General features: G+C 62.6%; 16 protein-coding genes. 10 read left to right on the top strand and 6 right to left on the bottom strand.

What is annotated here, in order from left to right:
* Positions 1 to 40: 40 nt before the first annotated feature.
* Positions 41 to 2,542, bottom strand: a complete 2,502-nt coding sequence (locus tag D6Z24_RS06365; protein WP_129125731.1) for a PAS domain-containing sensor histidine kinase — start codon at positions 2,540 to 2,542, stop codon at positions 41 to 43.
* Between the two features lie 245 nt (positions 2,543 to 2,787).
* On the opposite strand from D6Z24_RS06365, the gene D6Z24_RS06360 reads away from it, so the two are divergent.
* The 5 genes from D6Z24_RS06360 to lgt all read left to right on the top strand — a co-directional run bounded on the left by D6Z24_RS06360 (position 2,788) and on the right by lgt (position 7,262).
* The gene (locus D6Z24_RS06360) at positions 2,788 to 4,629 is read left to right on the top strand and encodes a UbiD family decarboxylase (protein WP_129125730.1); all 1,842 of its coding nucleotides are present in this window, start codon (positions 2,788 to 2,790) and stop codon (positions 4,627 to 4,629) included.
* 96 nt (positions 4,630 to 4,725) lie between these two features.
* Positions 4,726 to 5,493, top strand: coding sequence for a TlyA family RNA methyltransferase (locus tag D6Z24_RS06355; RefSeq protein WP_129125729.1), 768 nt, complete (start codon positions 4,726 to 4,728; stop codon positions 5,491 to 5,493).
* A 27-nt stretch (positions 5,494 to 5,520) separates the two neighbouring features.
* Positions 5,521 to 5,865 carry a histidine triad nucleotide-binding protein gene (locus D6Z24_RS06350; protein WP_129125728.1) on the top strand — a complete coding sequence of 115 codons (345 nt, stop codon included), beginning with the start codon at positions 5,521 to 5,523 and terminating at the stop codon, positions 5,863 to 5,865.
* 47 nt (positions 5,866 to 5,912) lie between these two features.
* Positions 5,913 to 6,407, top strand: a complete 495-nt coding sequence (locus tag D6Z24_RS06345) for a DUF4124 domain-containing protein (protein ID WP_129125727.1) — start codon at positions 5,913 to 5,915, stop codon at positions 6,405 to 6,407.
* A gap of 81 nt (positions 6,408 to 6,488) precedes the next feature.
* Positions 6,489 to 7,262 carry a prolipoprotein diacylglyceryl transferase gene (gene lgt / locus D6Z24_RS06340; protein ID WP_129125726.1) on the top strand — a complete coding sequence of 258 codons (774 nt, stop codon included), beginning with the start codon at positions 6,489 to 6,491 and terminating at the stop codon, positions 7,260 to 7,262.
* 3 nt (positions 7,263 to 7,265) lie between these two features.
* On the opposite strand, the gene D6Z24_RS06335 is transcribed toward lgt, so the two are convergent.
* The 5 genes from D6Z24_RS06335 to D6Z24_RS06315 form a co-directional block, all read right to left on the bottom strand.
* The gene (locus tag D6Z24_RS06335) at positions 7,266 to 7,691 is read right to left on the bottom strand and encodes an ATP-binding protein (RefSeq protein WP_129125725.1); all 426 of its coding nucleotides are present in this window, start codon (positions 7,689 to 7,691) and stop codon (positions 7,266 to 7,268) included.
* A gap of 32 nt (positions 7,692 to 7,723) precedes the next feature.
* Positions 7,724 to 8,065, bottom strand: a complete 342-nt coding sequence (locus D6Z24_RS06330; RefSeq protein ID WP_129125724.1) for an STAS domain-containing protein — start codon at positions 8,063 to 8,065, stop codon at positions 7,724 to 7,726.
* Between the two features lie 93 nt (positions 8,066 to 8,158).
* Entirely contained in the window at positions 8,159 to 11,392 is a 3,234-nt protein-coding gene (locus D6Z24_RS06325; protein WP_129125723.1) for a SpoIIE family protein phosphatase, read from the bottom strand.
* Positions 11,392 to 11,640 carry a hypothetical protein gene (locus tag D6Z24_RS06320; RefSeq protein ID WP_129125722.1) on the bottom strand — a complete coding sequence of 83 codons (249 nt, stop codon included), beginning with the start codon at positions 11,638 to 11,640 and terminating at the stop codon, positions 11,392 to 11,394. The genes D6Z24_RS06325 and D6Z24_RS06320 overlap by 1 nt, the downstream gene beginning before the upstream one ends.
* Positions 11,637 to 13,199, bottom strand: a complete 1,563-nt coding sequence (locus tag D6Z24_RS06315) for a bifunctional aminoglycoside phosphotransferase/ATP-binding protein (protein WP_129125721.1) — start codon at positions 13,197 to 13,199, stop codon at positions 11,637 to 11,639. Before D6Z24_RS06315 ends, D6Z24_RS06320 begins: the two co-directional genes overlap by 4 nt.
* Positions 13,200 to 13,415: 216 nt before the next feature.
* Between D6Z24_RS06315 and D6Z24_RS06310 the strand changes: the two genes are divergently transcribed.
* From D6Z24_RS06310 to D6Z24_RS06290, 5 genes are all read left to right on the top strand, one after another.
* Complete coding sequence (locus D6Z24_RS06310; RefSeq protein WP_129125720.1) at positions 13,416 to 15,134, top strand: tetratricopeptide repeat protein; 1,719 nt, start codon at positions 13,416 to 13,418, stop codon at positions 15,132 to 15,134.
* Positions 15,131 to 16,723, top strand: coding sequence for a peptide-binding protein (locus D6Z24_RS06305; protein WP_129125719.1), 1,593 nt, complete (start codon positions 15,131 to 15,133; stop codon positions 16,721 to 16,723). Before D6Z24_RS06310 ends, D6Z24_RS06305 begins: the two co-directional genes overlap by 4 nt.
* A gap of 6 nt (positions 16,724 to 16,729) precedes the next feature.
* Complete coding sequence (locus tag D6Z24_RS06300) at positions 16,730 to 17,710, top strand: ABC transporter permease (protein ID WP_129125718.1); 981 nt, start codon at positions 16,730 to 16,732, stop codon at positions 17,708 to 17,710.
* A gap of 3 nt (positions 17,711 to 17,713) precedes the next feature.
* Positions 17,714 to 18,571, top strand: a complete 858-nt coding sequence (opp4C, locus tag D6Z24_RS06295; RefSeq protein WP_129125717.1) for an oligopeptide ABC transporter permease — start codon at positions 17,714 to 17,716, stop codon at positions 18,569 to 18,571.
* 152 nt (positions 18,572 to 18,723) lie between these two features.
* On the top strand, positions 18,724 to 19,236 hold the full coding sequence (locus D6Z24_RS06290; protein ID WP_129125716.1) for a hypothetical protein: 513 nt from the start codon (positions 18,724 to 18,726) through the stop codon (positions 19,234 to 19,236).
* Positions 19,237 to 19,438: the final 202 nt, after the last annotated feature.

The following is a 19,438-nucleotide window of genomic DNA, read 5'->3' as shown; positions in this document are numbered from 1 at the left end:
TGCACAGCTTTCACGCTTTACCGTCCCGGACTCAACCGGCTTACTGTTGATCGCCAAGCGGCAGCTCGACGGTGAACCGCGTGCCCCGGCCCGGCGCGCTTTCCACCTGTACCCGCCCCTGGTGTTCCTCGACGATGCGCTGGGTGATCGACAGCCCGAGACCGGTGCCGGCGCCCTTTCTCGTGAAGAACGGTTCGAAGATGAGAGGCTGGTCCTCGCTGGCGATGCCAGGGCCGTCGTCGCTGATGGTGATGACGGCGTAGCCCTCGGAAACCGAAGTGGAGACCTCGATGCGTCCGCCGCCGGGTAGGGCCTGCTGCGCGTTCTTGATGATGTTGAGCACCGCCTGCTTGATCTTCTCCGGGTCGAAACGGAAAGCGGGGACCTCCCCCTCGTTCATTACCAGTTGCACCTGCTGTTTCTCGCACGGTCGCCGCATCAGGAGCACGGTGTCGTTCACGAGCCGATTGAGGTCGCACTCCCTGAACTCCGCGCGCACCGGCGACGAGTAGTTCAAAAGGGCGTTGATCAGCTTTTCCACCCGTTCGATCTCGACGAGGGCCTTCTTGATGAGCTCCTTGTCCGCCGGGTTGGAGGTCGCCTGGTCGTGCAGGTCGTCCAGTAACAGCGAGATCCCGGTCAGCGGGTTGCGCACCTCGTGGGCGATCCCCGCCGAGAGCTTCCCAAGGGAGGCGAGCCGGTCGAGTCTCATCATCTCCTCGTGCAGATTCTCGCGCTCGGTCTCGTTGCGCAGGGTCACGGTAAGCCCCTGGTCGGAATCGACGCCGATGGGGAAGAAGCCGACGTCGAAATGGGTCTTGCCCGGTTCATGGTCGAAACGGAAGGTTTCGCGACCGTACCCGGAACCGGTTGCAAAGACGTCGGCGATACGGTCGCCCAGCATTCCCCAGCCGTTGAAAACCTCGCGGTAGTGCATCCCCGTCGTGATCCCTTCGCCCAAAAAGAGGCGGCCGGTGCTGTTGATGGAGGTGAGGAACCCCTCCGGGGAGAAGGTGACGATGCCGCTCGAGATACTCTGCAGCACGCTCTCCTTGAAGTTGCGTTCGTCCAGGATCTCCAGCCGTGACTGCTTGAGCTCATCCAGGGTGGCGAGGAGGCTGTGTTTGCGGCGGTCCAGCTCGTCGGCCATGTAGTTGAAGGTCTGGGCGAGGACGCCGATCTCGTCGGCCGAGTTCACCGCGACCCGGACCGCGCTGTCTCCGGCGGCAAGCTTTTTGGCGCTCACGGTGAGCTGCCTGAGCGGCACGCTGATGCCGCGTGACAAAAGCCAGGCTGAAAGCGCGGAGAAGACGGCGGTGATGAGGATGATGGCGGCGCTTGCCTTGCGGTGCTCCCCGAGCTGGCGGCTGATGAGCCTGCTTCCCTTGCGGGATGCCTCGTGGAAGCGGTCCACCTGGAAACCTATGGTGACGCCGCCGAAGATGCCGTGCTTCGCGTAGTCGCCGGTGTCGTAGAAGATCGGCGCATAGGCCATGATCTTCTTGGCACCCCCCACGTTGGTGATGTCCACGTGCCCCTCCCGCTTGGCGCGCACCGCCGCGGCCACCTGCGGGTATCCGGGATGGATGAAACCGGCGAAGTCGAGGTTGAAGGGGATGCGACCGCTTTCCACGTCCGCCTTGCTAGACCTGCTGCTGTAGGGGGGGACCAGCTTCCCGCCGGGGTCCACACCGCGGATGTCCCAGTACTTCGGGTGCGTGATGATCCACCCCTCGTCGTCGAACAAAAATGCGTAGTTGCCGCTTTGGTAGGAGGGAAAGAGCGACGCCGCGTTCTTGCCCGGGTCGATGTGCTGGGTGAACTCCATCAGGTGGCGGTGATCCAGGGAGAGGAGCACCATGCCTGCGAAGTTCCCTTTGCGGTCGAAAAGCGGCGCTCCGAAGCGGATCACACCCTGGTAAATCTTTCCGTCGTAGGCGCTTTCCGGGTCCGGGGCGCCCGCTAGCTGCTCCTGCTTGCTGACGTGAAAGCCGGTCAGGTGCGAGACGTAGATCTCGCCAGGTTTCAAGGCGCGCACGCGGCGGAAGTAATCCTCGCTTTTGAACTCCGTGTTCGCGGGGTCGGAGACGTCGGCAAGCTCCCTTTCCGGGACCAAGGTGCCGTTACGGATCGCCAGGCGCTCCCGCCCCTTTGCGTCGATGATTGCGATGGAGCGGTAGATGGGGCGGAACTCGTGGGTCCCCTGGGCTTCGGTGGCGCCGCCGCCGCGCTGCCAGACCTCTGAGAGCCTGGTCTGGTAGAAGTCGAGCAGGGTCTCCCGGTCCAGACGCGACCGGGAGACGAAGAGGAGGTCGCTCTCGCACTGGTGCAGGAAATCCTTTATGTTTTCCGCGAGGTCCCGCGCCCTCATCTGCAGCGACTCGACGGCCTGGCGGTCGTCGGATTCCGTTATCTCCGTCGAGAGCTTTGCGCTGGTCGCCTGCAGGTTGGCCAGGAGGATGACGGACGAGACGAAGAGCGGCAGCAGGGAGAGCAGCAGCGTGATGACTAGGATCTTTTTGAAGATGGTGAAACGTGGCACGTGGCTCTCCCATGCGGTTAATCAGTTCGGCAGGTTAGCACAAAAGGCGCTTTCAGAATAGTGTTTCGAGGCAAGGGGGGGAAGGGGACCGGCACCTGCGGAGCCGGTCCCCCCTGATACGGGATGCGGGGGCCCCGCCTGGGGCCTGTCTGCGAGCGGGCTCCGGGGGTCTTTTGTGTTGACTTGGCTGCGGGGCTGCATTAATAGTAGTCCGTTGTTCAGCTGGAATCTTCCGGAGGAATCGGTTGGGATATAGAGACCTTGCATCCTGCGTCGCTGACCTGGAGCGCACCGGCGCGCTGGTCAGGATCGACTGCGAACTTTCCGCGGAACTCGAGATCGGGTCGATCCAGCGCCGCGTCTACCAGGCGGGCGGCCCGGCGCTGCTCTTCACCAGGGTGAAGGGGAGCGCCTTCCCCATGCTCGGGAACCTCTTCGGGACCCTCGACCGCACGAGATACATCTTCAGGGACACACTCAAGGCGGTGGAGCGCCTGGTGAAGCTCAAGGTGGACCCGCGCACCGCGCTGAAGGAACCGACCACCCTGCTGGGCGCGGTCCCCGCCGCCTGGCACCTTCTCCCGAAAACGGTGACGGACGGCCCCGTTCTCGCCAATCGCACCACGGTCGCCGGCCTCCCGCAGCTGAAATCCTGGCCAGACGACGGCGGCGCCTTCATCACGCTTCCACAGGTCTATTCCGAGAGTGCGGCTCAACCGGGCTTGCGCCATTCGAACCTCGGCATGTACCGGGTGCAGCTCTCCGGCGGCGCCTATCGCGAGAACGAGGAGATCGGGCTGCACTACCAGATCCACCGCGGCATCGGCTTTCACCACGCCGAGGCGATCGAGCGGGGCGAGCCGTTCCGGGTCAACATCTTCGTCGGCGGCCCCCCGTCCATGACGGTCGCCGCGGTCATGCCGCTTCCCGAGGGGATGCCGGAACTCTCCTTCGCCGGGCTCCTGGCCGGGCACCGCATCGAAATGGTGCAGCGCGAGGGCAGGCTTCCCATCCCGGCGCAGGCGGATTTCTGCATCACCGGCATCGTCGACCCCAAAAGGACGCTCCCCGAGGGCCCCTTCGGCGACCATTTCGGCTATTACAGCCTCGCACACGACTTCCCGGTGGTGAAAGTGGAAGAAGTCTTCCACCGCGACGGCGCCATCTGGCCCTTCACCACGGTGGGACGCCCGCCGCAGGAGGATACCTCGTTCGGCGCCTTCATCCACGAGCTCACCGGACCGCTCATCCCGACCGTCATCCCCGGGGTGAAGGCGGTGCACGCGGTGGATGCGGCCGGGGTGCACCCGCTTTTATTCGCCGTCGGCAGCGAGCGCTACGTCCCCTACGGGGAGCGGCGCACGCCGCAGGAGCTTCTGACCATCGCGAACGCGGTCCTCGGGCAGGGGCAGCTCTCCCTGGCGAAGTACCTGATGATAGCCGCCCACGAGGACGCGCCGCGCCTGGACATCCACGACATACCGGCGTTTTTGGCCCACGTCCTGGAGCGTTTCGACCCGCGCCGCGACCTGCACTTCCAGACCGCAACCACCATGGACACCCTGGACTACTCCGGCTCGGGACTGAACAGCGGCTCCAAGGTGGTCATCGCCGCGATCGGGGAGAAGCGTCGCACCCTGGCTGCCGAGCTCCCCGCCGGGCTCAAGCTCCCCGCCGGCTTCGACGACCCCAGGCTCTGCCTCCCGGGCGTCATCGCGCTGCGCGGCCCCGCCTGCCGGACGAAGAAAGGGGAACCGGACGAGCGGATGGATGAGCTTTGCGAAACGCTTTCCGGCGTCGAGGGGCTGGAGGGGTTCCCGCTCATCGTGGTCTGCGACGACAGCCGTTTCACCGCGGCGGAACTGAACAACTTCCTCTGGGTCGCCTTCACCCGCAGCGATCCCGCCGCCGACATCTACGGCGTGGGCGCCTCCATGGTCTGCAAGCAGTGGGGGTGCACCGGACCCGTCGTGATCGACGCGCGTATAAAGCCGCACCACGCACCGCCCCTGGTCGAAGACCCCGCGGTGGAGCGCAAGGTGGACGAGCTCGCGGCACCCGGCGGACCGCTGCACGGGCTTTATTAAGAGAGAAGCGCGAAACAGAGATGCTTTTTACCCGAAACTTGTTTTTCTTTGCGACTTTGCGGCTTTGCGTGAGCCGGTTTTGATTTTGGAGTGACGGTGGCGAAGGAAAGACTGGACAAGCTGGTGTTCGAGCGGGGGCTTGCCCCCTCGCGGGAGAGGGCCAAGGCGCTCATCATGGCCGGACAGGTGGTGGTAAACGACCACCTGGCCGACAAGGCGGGGCTCATGGTCGCCCCCGAGGCTGAGATCCGCCTGAAGGGAGAGCCGCTGCCGTACGTAAGCCGCGGCGGACTGAAACTCGCCGAGGGGCTCGCCCGCTTCGGCATCGAGGTCAGCGGGCTTTGCGCCGTCGACGTCGGCGCCTCCACCGGAGGCTTCACCGATTGCCTTTTGCAGCGCGGCGCCCGGCGTGTCTTCGCCGTCGACGTGGGCTACGGGCAGCTCGCCTGGAAGCTGCGCGAGGACCCGCGGGTGGTGAACCTCGAGAAGACCAACATCCGCTACCTCGAGTCGCTCCCGGAAACCCCGGACCTGGCCGTCATCGACGCCTCGTTCATCTCGCTGGACAAGGTGCTTCCGCCGACTTTGCGCCTCATCAAGGAGGACGGCATCGTGGTGGCCCTGATCAAGCCGCAGTTCGAGGTGGGACGCGGGCAGGTGGGGAAGGGGGGCGTGGTGCGGGACGCGAAAAAGCACCAGGAGGTGGTCGACGGCATCACCGATCTCGCCCTTGGCCTGGGCCTTACCGTCCTCGGCGTTTGCGACTCCCCGATCCTCGGCCCTAAGGGGAACAAGGAGTTCCTGATCCATCTGAAAAAAGGCGGCGCGGTTCCCGAACCCGGGGACCCGATCGCTTCGGAGTAGATTTCCATCCCGCAGGAGGTGTTTCACATGAACGACTGTCTTTTCTGCAAGATGGCGGACGGGCGCATCCCGGTCAGGAAGGTCTACGAGGACGACCTCCTCTTCGCCATCGAGGACATCAACCCGGTGGCGCCGGTGCACATGCTCCTCATCCCGAAGAAGCACCTGGTGAACGCGCTTGACCTCGCCCCCGAGGACGACCTGCTGATCGGTGCGGTGCACCGGGTTGCCGCCTCCCTTGCCCGCGAGCGCGGCTTCGATCAGGAAGGGTTCCGCCTGGTGAACAACACCAACGCCGGCGCCGGCCAGTCCGTATTTCACATTCATTTCCACCTGTTGGCCGGGCGCAAGCTCGGGTGGCCTCCGGGGTAGGTTCGGGGTAACGGAACCTGAAACGGTACAGCCTAAGGAGAGAAAAGATGAAAAAACTGCTCGTGCTGTTGCTCCTGCTCTATCCGCTCTCGGCGATCGCGGAGACCTACCAGTGGACCGACGAGAGGGGAACGGTGAACTTCGCCGAGGACCTCGGAAAGGTTCCGAAGAAGTACCGGAAAAAGGCCAAAAGGCTCGGCGTCGATGAGGAGCCGGTGAAGATCATCAACGACGCCCCGGCGGAACCAAAGGCGAAGAAGGACGAGCCGGAAGCCGGCAAGAAGCTCTACGGCGGGAAGGACGAAGCGGCCTGGCGCAGGGAGTTTTCGCAGGCCGAGTTCAACCTGAAAAACGCCGAGTCCGATCTCGCAACGCTCAAAGGGAGGCTGCGTGATACCTCGACCATGAGCCGCTCCGAGTACCTCTCGATCCAGAACAGCATCAGGTACGCCGAGGACCGGGTCCAGGCGCAGCGCAAGAGACTCGAACTGCTTCAGGAGAGCGCCGACCGTCTCGGCGTCCCCGCCGAATACCGTAAATAACAAGACATCCCGCCAACCCCGGACCGGGCGCCGCCTCGTGCGGTTACCCGGTCCGGCCGGCATCACCGCCTGGAGAAAAGCATGGTTTTCCCGAACATCGACCCGGTCTTCCTGCGCCTTGGGCCGCTGGAATTCCGCTGGTACGGTCTCATGTACATCTGCGGCTTCGTCAGCGCCTACTTCATCATCCTCTCCGGCGTGAAGCGCAAGGGGCTGCCGCTCAACAAGGACCAGGTCGCCGACATCATCTTCACCGTCGCCCTCGGGGTGATCCTGGGCGGCCGCTTAGGCTACATACTCTTTTACAACCTCTCCTACTACCTGAGCCATCCGCTGAAACTGTTCGCGGTTTGGGAGGGGGGGATGTCCTTCCACGGCGGCCTGATCGGCGCCACCCTGGCGAGCCTTTACTACATCCGCAAGCACAAGCTCGCCTTCTATCCCCTGGCCGACATAGGTTTTCTGGCCGGCCCGGTGGGGCTTGGCTTCGGCAGGATCGGCAACTTCATCAACGGCGAGCTCTACGGCCGGGTCACCGACGTCCCCTGGGGGATCGTCTTCCCCAGCGGGGGGCCGCTGCCGCGCCATCCTTCCCAGCTCTACGAGGCGTTTCTCGAGGGGCCGGTCATGTTCACCGTGCTTTACCTGGTTTCGCGCAAGGTGAAAAAGGACGGGGTGGTGGTGTGGTCCTTCATCGCGTTGTACGGACTGTTCCGATTCCTGGTGGAGTTCGTCAGGGAGCCCGACGAGCAGATAGGTTTTCTCTTCGGAGGGCTGTCTATGGGACAGATGCTGAGCTTCCCGATGTTCCTTCTGGGGGTGGCGATGGTGATCAGGCGCTACCGCCGCGGATAGGGGTCAGGCGAGTTTCTTTTTCATCTCCAGCATGTTTTCCTTGCAGCTCTTTCTGTAAGCGACCGAGTCCATCAGGGTACGGATCAGGAATATGCCGCGTCCCCGGTCCTCCAACTCCTCGAAGTTGGGGGCGGGGATGGCGTTGATGTCGAATCCCTGACCGTCGTCGTAAACCCTGATGGTGAGATCGTCGCGATGCAGGCTTATCACGATGCGAACGAGCTTTTCCGGCTCCTTGGGGCCGGCATGCTTTATGGCGTTCACCATCGCCTCGGTGAGGACCAGATTCAGGTGGTAGGCGAGCACCTCCTTGTCGCCGCTGAAGCGCTCAAGCTCGCGGGCGATGTCCTCCCCGATCTTCCCGATAAGACTCAGGTACCTCGTCTTGTTGGGGACCTTTATGTCGACCTCGATCGTGTTCCCTTGCATCTGGAGCCTCGCTTCAGGACCATGGGCCCCGCCTAGGACTGAAAGTTCTCCACCGCCTCAACCGTGGATGGGAATATCTCGAACACCCGGTGCAGACGGGTCAGTTCGAACATCGATTTGACCTGAGACTGCAGCGAGGAGAGCTTCAGGTTCCCCTGGTGCGAAATGGCGTTCTTAAAACCGGACACCAGCGCGCCGAGACCGGAGCTGTCGATGAAGCGGACATCCTTCAGGTCCACCAGCACGTTCTTTTTCCCGTCCTCGAAAAGCTTCTGCACCGCACTCTTCAGCTCGGTGGAATTGTGCGCGTCCAGCCTTTCCTCCTTGACGTATATAATTACAACGTCGTTCCTCGTCTCGCTTGCTAGGTTCATGGCCTTCTCCTTGTTGTGAGGTCCGATACGGTATACAGCCTGCTTCATTGTGCAATAAGTGCCGACATTTAGCAAGAGGCGCCCCCTCTTGGGTCACGCCACCTTCATGACTACCATGGAAATGTCATCCTGTAAAGGTTGGGGCCAGGCGTGGGTTCCCACCTCGGTCAGCACTCTCTCGATCACCACCTCAGGCTCCTCTTTAAGCAGCCCGGAGAGCAGCCGGCAAAGCCGGTCCACCCCGAAGAAATCCCCCGCGTCGTTCTCCGCCTCGATGATGCCGTCCGTGTAAATGAAGAGGAGGTCCCCCGGTTCCAGGGGGGTATGGCGCTCCTCGAAAACGACATTTTTTTCGACACCCAGGATGAGCCCCTCGGCGTCCAACTCCTGCCAGCTCCCGCCGCGGAACAGGATGGGGCGGGTGTGACCGGCGTTGGCAAAGGTGAGGGCGCGCTTCGCGTCGTCGTACCTTGCGCAGAACATGGTGATGAAGAGTTCGGCACCGGTCAGGTCATCGTATAAAAGCTCGTTCAAAAGTTTCAGGAGGTCCTTGGGGGATCTCGACTCCTGCATCTGTGCGCGCAGTACGCTCCTCGTCTCGACCATGATGAGGGCGGCCCCGACGCTGTGCCCGGAGACGTCCCCCATCACCACGTCCATCACCCCGGTGCCGCGGTGGAAGAAGTCGTAGTAGTCGCCACCTACGTGTGCGGCGGGGACGCAGCGGCTGGCGATGTGCAGCCCGGGGAGGGACGGTGGGCTTTCCGGCAGGAGCGAGAGCTGGATCTGCTTGGCTAGCTCGAGGTCGCGGGTGACCCGCGCGTTCTCAAGAAGCGCCGCCTCCTTCTGGCGCCGCTCGCGCTCCTTCGCCTCGCGCTCCTCGACGATGCGCACCGCCTGGGCGAGCTGCCCGGCGAGGCTTTCAAGGAGCTCGACGAACTGCTCGGTGAAAAGGCCGATGATGGAGCGGGAGAAAACCGAAAGCACCCCGACCGGCGGGGACCCTTCGCTGGCGATCGGGATGTGGGCGAAGGATTTGATCCCCTCCTTCTGGAAGATCTCCTTGGCGATCGGCTTGGTTATGAAGGCGGTGTCGTTGAAGAATTCGGTCCGGCGCCCGAGAAACGCCTCGCCTACGTGGGTGTCTATCTCCAGGATGCGGTCCTCCGCCGTTATCCTTTCCCCGCCGACGCCGCGGTAGGAACGGACCTTCAGTACCGACTCCTCGTTTAAAAGCCGTATCACGGCGAGGTCGAGCTTGAACTCGCGCAGAAGAAGCTCCAGGAGGTCCCCCATGATGATGTCGAGCTCCAGCGAGCGGTTCATGATCTCCGAGGCGCGCAGCCTTACGAAGAGGGCCTCGCGGCTTTGGTCGCGCGAGGTGCGCACCGTGGAAAATATGTCGAACACCGGCTCCATCCTGGAGCCTATGTCGCTGAGAAAGCTCTCCACCACGGCGCCGGCTGCGGCACCACCGAGCGAGCCGGCGAGGGTCTTTTCCACGAAGCGCTTCAGGTTCGGAAGCTCGAATTCGGAGACCCCCCCCTTGCCGTCGATCTCGCGTTCCCCAAGGTAGTCCGCGATCGCGGCGTGGGCCTGCTGCTCGCCTATGAACTTGGACATGAGGGTGACGAACTGCACGATGGTGACCGGTTTCGAGAGGCGCTTGGTCTCCCACTGCGGTGTCCCCTCCGACGAGAAGACCCGCACGAAGCGGTTCATCTGTTCGCTCTCCTTCTCACCCTGGCCAAGGAGGATGGAGAGGGAGAGGTAGGCCGCGATGTTCATGAACATGCTCCAGAAGAGCGTGTGGGTGAACTCGTCGAGACCGGTCAGCCCGAAGAGCGCCTGGGGGCGCAAAATCCCGATCCCGAACGGGCCGTAGAGCAAAAGGTCGGTCTGCCAGCCTCCCGCCTGCAGCACGGAGGGGAGGAGCAGGGTGTAGAACCAGACCGCGAAGCCGAGCAACAGCCCGGTTATGGCGCCCGCCTTGTTGCCGCGCGGCCAGTAGAGGCCGCCGATCAGGGCGGGGGCGAACTGGACCGCGGCGGAGAAGGAGATGAGGCCCATGTTGGCGAGCATGTAGCTCTCGCCTACCGCGCTCTGGTACAGGTAGCCCAGCAGGATGACGAGCACGATGCCGAAGCGCTTCAGGTTGATGAGCAGGAGGGGAAACCAGGACTGCGGCCTGAAGCGGATCACGACCGGCATCAGCACGTGGTTCAAAAGCATGGTGGAGACCGCGATGGATTCGACCATCACCATTCCGGCCGATGCCGAGAACCCGCCCAGGAAGGCGACCAGGGCGATCCACGGTGAATCGAGCCGCATCGGCAGGGTGAGCACGAAATAGTCGGCGCCGTTGTTGCTCCCGGTCATCAGGATCCCGGCGAGGGCGATGGGCATGACGAACAGGTTCATGAGGAACATGTAGGCGGGAAAGCGCCAGGATGCGCTGTTCAGGTGCGCCTCGTGCGCGTTTTCCAGCACCATGACCTGGAACTGACGCGGCAGGAGCATGACTGCGCTCATCGAGAGCGCGAGGATGCTGAACATCGAGGCGTAGGAGTTCTCCCCGGTGGCGTCGAGCGTGACGAGGCGCGACAGCGTGTGCGGCTCCTTCTGGAACATGCGCCAGAAGATGTCCCCCATGCCGTCGAAGGCGAAGTAGGTGATGAAGGCGCCGACCACCAGCATGGCGACGAGTTTCACCACCGACTCGAGCGCGATGGCCGCCACGAGGCCGTCGTGGCGCTCGGTAGAGGTCAGGTGTCTCGCACCGAAGAGCACGCTGAACACCGCGAGCAGCAGCGCCGTGAAAAGCCCGGGGTGCGGGGAGGGGATGTAGACCCGCTCCATGAACCCCAGGTGGAAGTCGTGGTAGCCGGTGATGATGGTGAATGAGGTGGAGACCGCTTTCAGCTGCAGGGCGATGTAGGGCATCACCCCCATGACCGTGATCACCGTGATGATGGCGCCCAGCCACTGCGAGGAACCGTAGCGGGAGCTGATGAAGTCGGCGATGGAGGTGATGTTGTTCTCCTTGGAGATGCGCACCATCTTCTTCAGCAGAAACCACCAGGTAAAGGCGGTCAGGGTGGGGCCGAGGTAAACGGGGAGGAAGTCGATCCCGGTGGTGGCCGCCTTCCCGACGCTGCCGTAGAAGGTCCAGGATGTGGCGTAGACCGCGATGGAGAGGGAGTAGACCCAGGCGTTGGCGGTGATGCTGCGCCCGGCCTTCTGCCGCTGGTCGGCGTAGTAGGCGACCAGGAAGAGGAGGGCTATGTAGAGCAGGGCGGTGCCCCAGACCCAGTTGACCTCAAGCATCAAAGGTGCCCCTTGGTATCGCTGTCGCGGCGCGCGGCGCGGCTGAAAAGGTAGACGATGAAGATGGAAAAACTCCATCCGACCAGCAGGTACAGGTAGAGAAGCGGTATCCCGAAGGGGAGGACCTCCTTGTTGAAGATGCTGATAAACGGGTAGTTCATCATGACCAGGCCGAGCACGAAGCAGATGACCCAGGTGTCCTTCAATTTGAGCCGGTGTATCACCAGTTCCTTCAGTCTCTTTTTCATGACGGTAACCCCGCTGCCTCGATCACCAGGTCGACCCCTTGGCCCACGGGAAGGGCGCTGTCGACGACGATTGCCTCGCCCGGCCGCGGCGCCTCGAACTCCGCCTCCAACTGGCGGTAATGTTCCCAACGCGCGTCCGATACCTCTGCGGCATCGCCGTTTCTGGCCTCCAGGCGCCGGCGCGCGACCTCCTCGGAACAGCGCGTCTCGACGAGCAGAAACGGCACGCCGAGCCGCAAGGCGAGCTCGCGGAAGCGCTCCCGGTCCGCAATGCGCCGGAAGGTGGCATCCACCACCATCCCTTCACCCCGGGAAAGCGAGCGCTCCGCCTCTTTCAGGAGTGCGTCGTAGGTGGCCTGGTCCATTTCGCTGTTGTAGATCCCTGCGCGGTAGGACCGGGTGGGCGCCGCTCCCGCAGCGGGAACGCCGGCCAGTTCCTTGCGCACCACGTCGGAGCGCTTGAGGGCGAACCCGAGCTCCCGGCTGAGCGCGCGGGCGAGCGTGCTCTTGCCGCTTCCGATCATCCCGCAGGTGAGGACGAGCATGGGGCGCATTCCTGCCCTCAAGGTGTAGCCGCGCGCCAGCCTGAAGTAGCGGAGCGCCGCGTCTTTTACCTCGATACGCTCCGTCTCGGTGAGGGACGCGTGCTCGAGGCGCAGGCTGGTCACCTTGCCGCGCACGAAGGCGCGCTGGGCCTTGTAGAAGTCGAGCAGCGGCGCCATCCCGACGTCTCCGCTTGCCGCCTGGTAGGCGTTAAGAAGCTCGACGGCCAGGTCCTTTCGATCGGCGTATTCCAGGTCCATGAGCAGGAAGGCGAGGTCCGCCGCCGTGTCGATGTAACGGAACTTCTCGTTGAACTCTATGCAGTCGAAGATGCAAACCGGGTCGGTGAGGCAGATGTTGCCGGAGTGCAGGTCGCCGTCGCAGTCCCTGATGAAGCCACCGGTCACCCGCTCCCGAAAGAGTGCGTCGTTTTCCCGGAGAAAGGAGGTCACCCACTGCCGGATCTCCGTCATCTGGGGGGCTGAGACGGTTACACCTACGAAGGGGGCCGCCTGTCGGAAATTCTGCTCCCAGTTCTCGCGTATAACGCCGGTTTCTCCGCAGGCGTCGATCGCCGGACCGCGTTCGGCCCCCTCGTGGAAGCGGGCGACCGCCTGTGCGATGCGCGTCATGTCGCGGACTTCGACGTTCCCTTCGGCAAGGAGCCTGTCGAGCATGCGCTCCTGCGGCAGGCGCCGCATCTTCACGGCGTAGTCGAGCACCGGACCGGTACCGCCGAAACCCGGTCCGTCCTCGCTGTCGCGCAGTTCGACAACGCCCAGGTAGACCTCCGGACAAAGACGGCGGTTCAGGCGCACTTCCTCGTTGCAGTAGAAGCGGCGCCTGTCGACGGTGGTGAAGTCGAGAAAGCCGTAATTTACCGCCTTTTTCACCTTGTAGACGAAGTGATCGGTGAGGAATATGAAGGAGACGTGCGTCTCTACCAGGCGCACTTTCGTCGTCGGGTCTGGGTAGGCCTTAGCTTCAAGTAGCGATTTTATAACGTTTAGGATCATCGTTTTACCGGTAAGATGATGATTTCATTTGAGAATAGTACCATACCGCATTTGCGGCGCAACCTCCTAAAATGCAGCTAAATGTTGTTTGACGCTGCTACCTATTTATGCTAGCTTTCATGGTAATTAACCGCGCCACCCACGGATACTGTATCCAGAGAGGGTGCCGCGTTTTTTAGGTTTTTGCCCCAAATCTACCGAAGCCACAGGTACCCCATGACCAAGAAGTGTCTGCCGCTCCTTTTTCTACCCCTGTTGATCAACGCCTGCGCCACGGAGCAAGCTCCGGTTTCGAATCCGCTCGCCGATCTGGGCGCCATCACCGCGCCGGCTCCGCCCCCGGGGGGCGGGAAGACCATGTACCTGTTCGCTCTCGCGAGGCTGCGGGCGGCCGAAGGTGACCTGGACGCCGCGCAGGTCTTATTGCGCGAGGGGATAGCGGCCGATCCTGGCTCCGCGTTCCTGCATCACACATCGGCCCAGATCTACCTCCAGCAAAACCGTCCGGAAGAAGCGCTCGTGGAATGCCAGGCCGCCATCGCCATCGACCCGTCGTCCGTGCCGGCACAGCTTCTTTGCGGCAACATCCTGATGACGCTGCAGCGCGAAAAAGAGGCGGTCCAGCACTACAAGAAGGTGATCGAGCTCGATCCTTCCAAGGAAGACGTCTACCTGCACGTCGCCATCTACTACCTGAAGAGCTTCGAGTACGAGCAGGCGGTGGACACGCTGAAGGCACTGGTGAAGGCTTCGCCCGACTCGGCGCTTGGTTACTACTACCTCGCCAAGACCTACGAGCAGATGCGTCTGCCGAAGGAGGCGCTCACCTATTACAAGAAGGCCATCGAGATAAAGCCCGACTTCGAGCAGGCCCTGATCGAGATGGGGATCTCCCAGGAGACCCAGGGACTCATCCCTGACGCCATCGACAGCTACAAGGACCTTCTCGAGATAAACCCGAACAACGCCAACGTGATCCAGCACCTCGTGCAGCTTTACATCCAGCAAAAGCGCCTGGACGAGGCCCTCGCCCTGTTGCAGCAAAAGGGTGGGCGTTCACTGGAAAACTCCCGCAAGATAGGGCTTTTGCTGCTCGAGCTTGAGCGCTACGACGAGGCCATCAAGGTCTTCCAGGATATCTTAAAGGCCGAGCCGGACGCGCAGCAGGTCCGTTTCTATCTCGCCAGTGCCTTCGAGGAGAAAGAGGACGTAGATCAGGCCATCGAGCAGTTCCAGATGATCCCGCGGGACTCCGCCTATTACCTGGACTCTCTGGGGCACCTGGCCTACCTGTACAAGGAGAAGGGGCATCCGGAAAAAGGGGTCACCCTTTTGCTTGAGGAGATCGCGAAGCAGCCTTCCCGCATCGAAGCCTACCTGCACCTGGCCGGTTTTTACGAGTCTATGGAGCAGTACCAGCTCGGCATCAACACCCTGAAGTCGATGGACGCGAAGCTCCAGGCGGACCCGCGCGTCCTGTTCCGGCTGGGCATCATGTACGACAAGCTGGGACAGAAGGAACTCTCCGTCGACATGATGAAGAAGGTCATCGCCGCGACCCCGAACGACGCGCAGGCGCTCAACTACCTCGGGTACACCTACGCGGAGATGGGGGTGAACCTGGACGAGGCGCTTACCTACCTTAAAAAGGCGGTCGAACTGAAACCGGACGACGGGTTCATTCTGGACAGCCTCGGGTGGACCTACTTCAAGCTCAAGCGCTACAACGACGCGGTTACCCAACTCGAGCGTGCGGTCGAACTTTCCGACGGCGACGCCATCGTCATGGGGCACCTGGCCGATGCTTACTGCGCCGTCCGGGCCTACAAGAAGGCGCTGCCGCTCTACAAGAAGCTGCAGAAGATGGAGCCGGAGCAAAGCGCCGAGCTCGCCGAGAAGATCAAGCACTGCCGACAGGAAGCCGGCGAGAAATGATCCCGCTGCGTCGCCTTCTCCTCCTCGTCCTTCTGACGCTGACCGCCTGCAGCCAGGGTGCGCCCGCGGACCGGGCCGGGAGCCGCGGACCCGGCGCCAATGGTTCCTCCTTCGTCACCGGGAGCATAGGGGAGCCTTCGACCCTCATCCCGACCCTCGCTACCGATACCTCGTCGAGCGACATCGCCGGGCTCGTCTACAACGGCCTGGTCCGTTACGACAAGAACCTGAAGCTCGAGGGTGACCTTGCCGAGTCCTGGGAAGTCTCCCCGGACGGCCTGCAGATCACCTTCCACCTGCGCCGCGGCGTCAAGTGGCACGACGGCAAGGATTTCACCTCGCGCGACGTGCTCTACACCTACCGCGTCACCGTCGATCCCAAGACCCCGACCGCGTACGCCGAGGATTTCAAGCAGGTGCAGAGTGCCGAGGCGCCTGACGACTACACCTTCAAGGTCCGCTACGCGAAGCCTTTCGCGCCGGCTCTCGCCTCCTGGGGGATGAACATCCTCCCCGCCCATCTGCTGGAGGGTAAGGACATCACCAAGAGTCCGCTCGCGCGCAGCCCGATCGGCACCGGCCCCTATACCTTCAAGGAGTGGATCCCCGGACAGCGCCTGATCCTCGAGGCGAACCCGAATTACTGGGAGGGGAAGCCGCGCCTTTCCCGCTACGTCTACCGCATCATCCCCGACAGCTCCACCATGTACATGGAGCTGAAGGCCGGCGGGGTCGACATGATGGGGCTCTCCCCGGTGCAGTACCAGCGCCAGACCAACACGAAGGAGTTCCTGGCGCGCTTCAACAAGTACCGCTACCCGGCCTCCGCCTACACCTACCTCGGGTATAACCTGCGCCTCCCCATGTTCCAGGACGCGAGGGTGCGCCGGGCGATCACCTGCGCCATCAACAAGGAAGAGATCATCCAGGGGGTGCTGCTCGGGATGGGGCAGATCGCCCACGGCCCCTACAAGCCCGGGACCTGGGCCTACAAGGCGAAGGTGGAAAACGACCCCGCGTACGACCCGGCGCGCGCCCAGGCCCTCTTGCGTGAGGCTGGATACGTCATGGGGGCGGACGGCATCCTGGCGAAGGACGGCAAACCGCTCAGCTTCACCATCCTGACCAACCAGGGAAACGACCAGCGTCTGAAGGCGGCCCAGATCATCCAGATGCGCCTGAAGAAGGTCGGCATCGACGTGAAGATCCGGGTGGTGGAATGGGCGTCGTTTCTCACCAACTTCATCGACAAGGGGAAGTTCGAGGCGGTGCTCCTCGGGTGGACCATCTCCCAGGACCCGGACCTGTTCGACGTCTGGCACTCCTCGAAGACCGGCCCGAAGGAACTCAACTTCATCAACTACAAGAACCCGGAGCTTGACCGGCTCATCGTGGAGGGGAGGGGTACCTTCGACATGGAGAAGCGGCGCGACTGCTACTACCGGATCCAGGAGATCCTCGCGAAGGACCAGCCCTACACGTTCCTGTACGTCCCGGACGCCCTGCCGGTGGTCTCCTCCAGGATCAAGGGGATCGAGCCCGCTCCTGCGGGGATCATGCACAACTTCATCAAGTGGTACGTGGAATAGGCGATTATGGCCAACTACCTGATAAAAAGAATTCTGATGCTGATCCCGCTGCTTCTCGGGATCACGCTGATCACCTTCACGGTGATTCATCTCGCACCGGGCGAACCGGTGGAGATGCAGACGGCGATGAGCCCGAAGGTCTCGGCCCAGTCGCGGGCGAGGCTGCGCGAGTTCTACGGACTCGACAAGCCGCTGCACGTGCAGTACGCCAAGTGGCTAGGTAACCTCTCCCGGCTCGACTTCGGCCGCTCCTTCGCGCCGGACAACCGCCCGGTGCTCGACAAGATCAAGGAAAGGATCCCGATCACCATCTCGCTCAACGTGATCGCGCTGATCCTCGAATTCGGCCTAGCGCTTCCCATCGGCATCCTGGCGGCGGTGCACCGCGACACGCTGCTCGATCGCGCCATCTCGTTCTTCGTCTTCGTCGGTTTCGCCGTGCCGACCTTCTGGCTGGCCCTTTTGTGCATGTACTTCTTCGGGGTGAAACTCTCCTGGCTCCCGATCTCGGGCATACATTCGCTCGGCAGCGAGCAGCTACCCTTTTTCGGGCGCGTCCTCGATCTCGCGAAACACCTGGTGCTCCCCATCGCCATCGCCACCTTCGGGAGCCTTGCCGGCTTGTCGCGCTACATGCGCTCCACCATGATCGAGGTGCTCTCGCAGGACTACATCACCACCGCCCGCGCCAAAGGGGTGAAGGAGCGCGTGGTCATCTACCGGCACGCCCTCAAAAACGCGCTGCTCCCGGTGATCACCCTGCTCGGCTTTTCGCTACCCGCCCTGATCGGCGGCAGCGTCATCTTCGAGACCATCTTCTCCATCCCGGGAATGGGGCAGCTCTTCTACCAGGGCGTCATGGCGCGCGACTATCCCCTCGTCATGGGGATCCTGGTCATCGGCGCCTGCCTCACCCTGATCGGCAACCTCCTGGCCGACGTGAGCTACGCCCTCGCCGATCCCAGGATCAGGCACGGAAAGGGGTAGGGGATGAGTGCAAACAAGGTGAGCAGCCCGGCCAGGGAGTTCTGGGAGCGTTTCACGACCAACCGTTTCGCCACTGCGGGACTTATCATCATCGCGGTTTTGTTCCTGCTGTCTTTGGCGGCGGCCCTCGTTACGCCTTACAGCCCGGACACCATCGACGCATGGCACGTGCTGCTGCCCCCATCGACGGCACACTGGTTCGGCACCGATGAACTCGGGCGTGACGTCTTCACCCGCGTAGTCTACGGCGCACGCGTATCCCTGAAGGTGGGTTTCGTCGCGGTCGGCATCGCCGTAGTGGTCGGCACCGTGGTGGGGCTTTTCGCCGGGTTCTACGGCGGTTGGATCGACTCCGTGCTGATGCGCCTTGTCGACATCATGCTCTGCTTCCCGACCTTCTTCCTGATCCTTGCCGTCATCGCCATGCTGGAGCCCTCCATCTGGTACATCATGGTGATCATCGGACTTACCGGATGGATGGGGGTGGCGCGTCTGGTGCGTGCCGAGGTTCTCTCGCTTAAGAGCCGCGACTTCATCCTGGCCGCCCGGGTGCTCGGGGCGTCGGATCTGCGCATCATCTTCCGCCATGTCCTGCCCAACGCGCTTTCGCCGGTTTTGGTTTCGGCGACGCTCGGCGTTGCCGGCGCCATACTCACCGAGTCGGCGCTCTCCTTTCTAGGCATCGGGGTGCAGCCGCCGACGCCGAGCTGGGGGAACATCCTGACCTCCGGCAAGGACTACATAGAATTTGCCTGGTGGCTTTCCCTTTTCCCGGGACTCGCCATCCTGGTGACCGTGCTCTCCTACAACCTGGTAGGGGAGGGTATCCGCGACGCGCTCGACCCGAGAAGGAGAGGCTAACGGCCGTTCAACGTTCAACGTTCTACGTTCTACAAGATCCTGTCTCGTGGCACAGTACGATTCGACTGCCGCCAAGATGAAGGGGCGGACAAGGAAAGCCGTGGCGAACGTTGAACGTAGAACGTTGAACATTTTTAGGAAAAGAGGAGCACATGGCAGAACTTTGCGAAGAGGCATTTGACGTACTGAAGGTCGATAAAAGGGATTACGTTCCGACCACCCTCGAGGACGAGGTACGGGTCGACAAACTGGTCAGCGACCTGCTGCACCGCTTCTACGAGGAGATCCAGCTGACGGGCATGTCGCCGGAGCAGGCGACGGCACTGGCCGGTGCCGCCGATTACTTCACCCGCGATTTCGTCGTCTCCATCAAACAGCGCAGCATCTTCGACGAACGTGCGGGGATCGTGCGCCAGTTCGCGGGCAACTGGTACATCGTCAACACCATGGAGCCGCTCATCTCCGAGATCGAGGGTTACCTGGCGGGGGTCCGCGAGTTCTACCGTTTCATGTACGGGCACCAGTTGATCTCGCTCAAGTTCCTCCAGGCCATCGAGGCTGAGTGCGCGGAACTCGACTACTACGCCGGACGCATCGAGAGCTTCTGGGACATAGTCGGGGACGGGTATCTCGCCTGGGAGAAAGAGTGCACCCTTAAGGACTAGAGGCCGTTCTACGTTCTACGTTCTAAGTTCTACGTTCTAAGTTCTAAGTTGAAAACCTGTTCACTCGCACATCCTCCCTCTCCCTCCGGGAGAGGGGCGGGGTGAGGGCGTCGCCACGAAGAGACAGTGCAGCAACTGGCTTTGCCCTCACCCGGCCTGCGGCCTGCCCAGCCGACCTCCTCATCGCTCTCGCTATTCAACA

It is taken from the genome of Geomonas oryzae (genome assembly GCF_004117875.1).
GTDB classification, from domain to species: domain Bacteria; phylum Desulfobacterota; class Desulfuromonadia; order Geobacterales; family Geobacteraceae; genus Geomonas; species Geomonas oryzae.
This window is presented reverse-complemented; position numbering and strand designations above follow the sequence as displayed.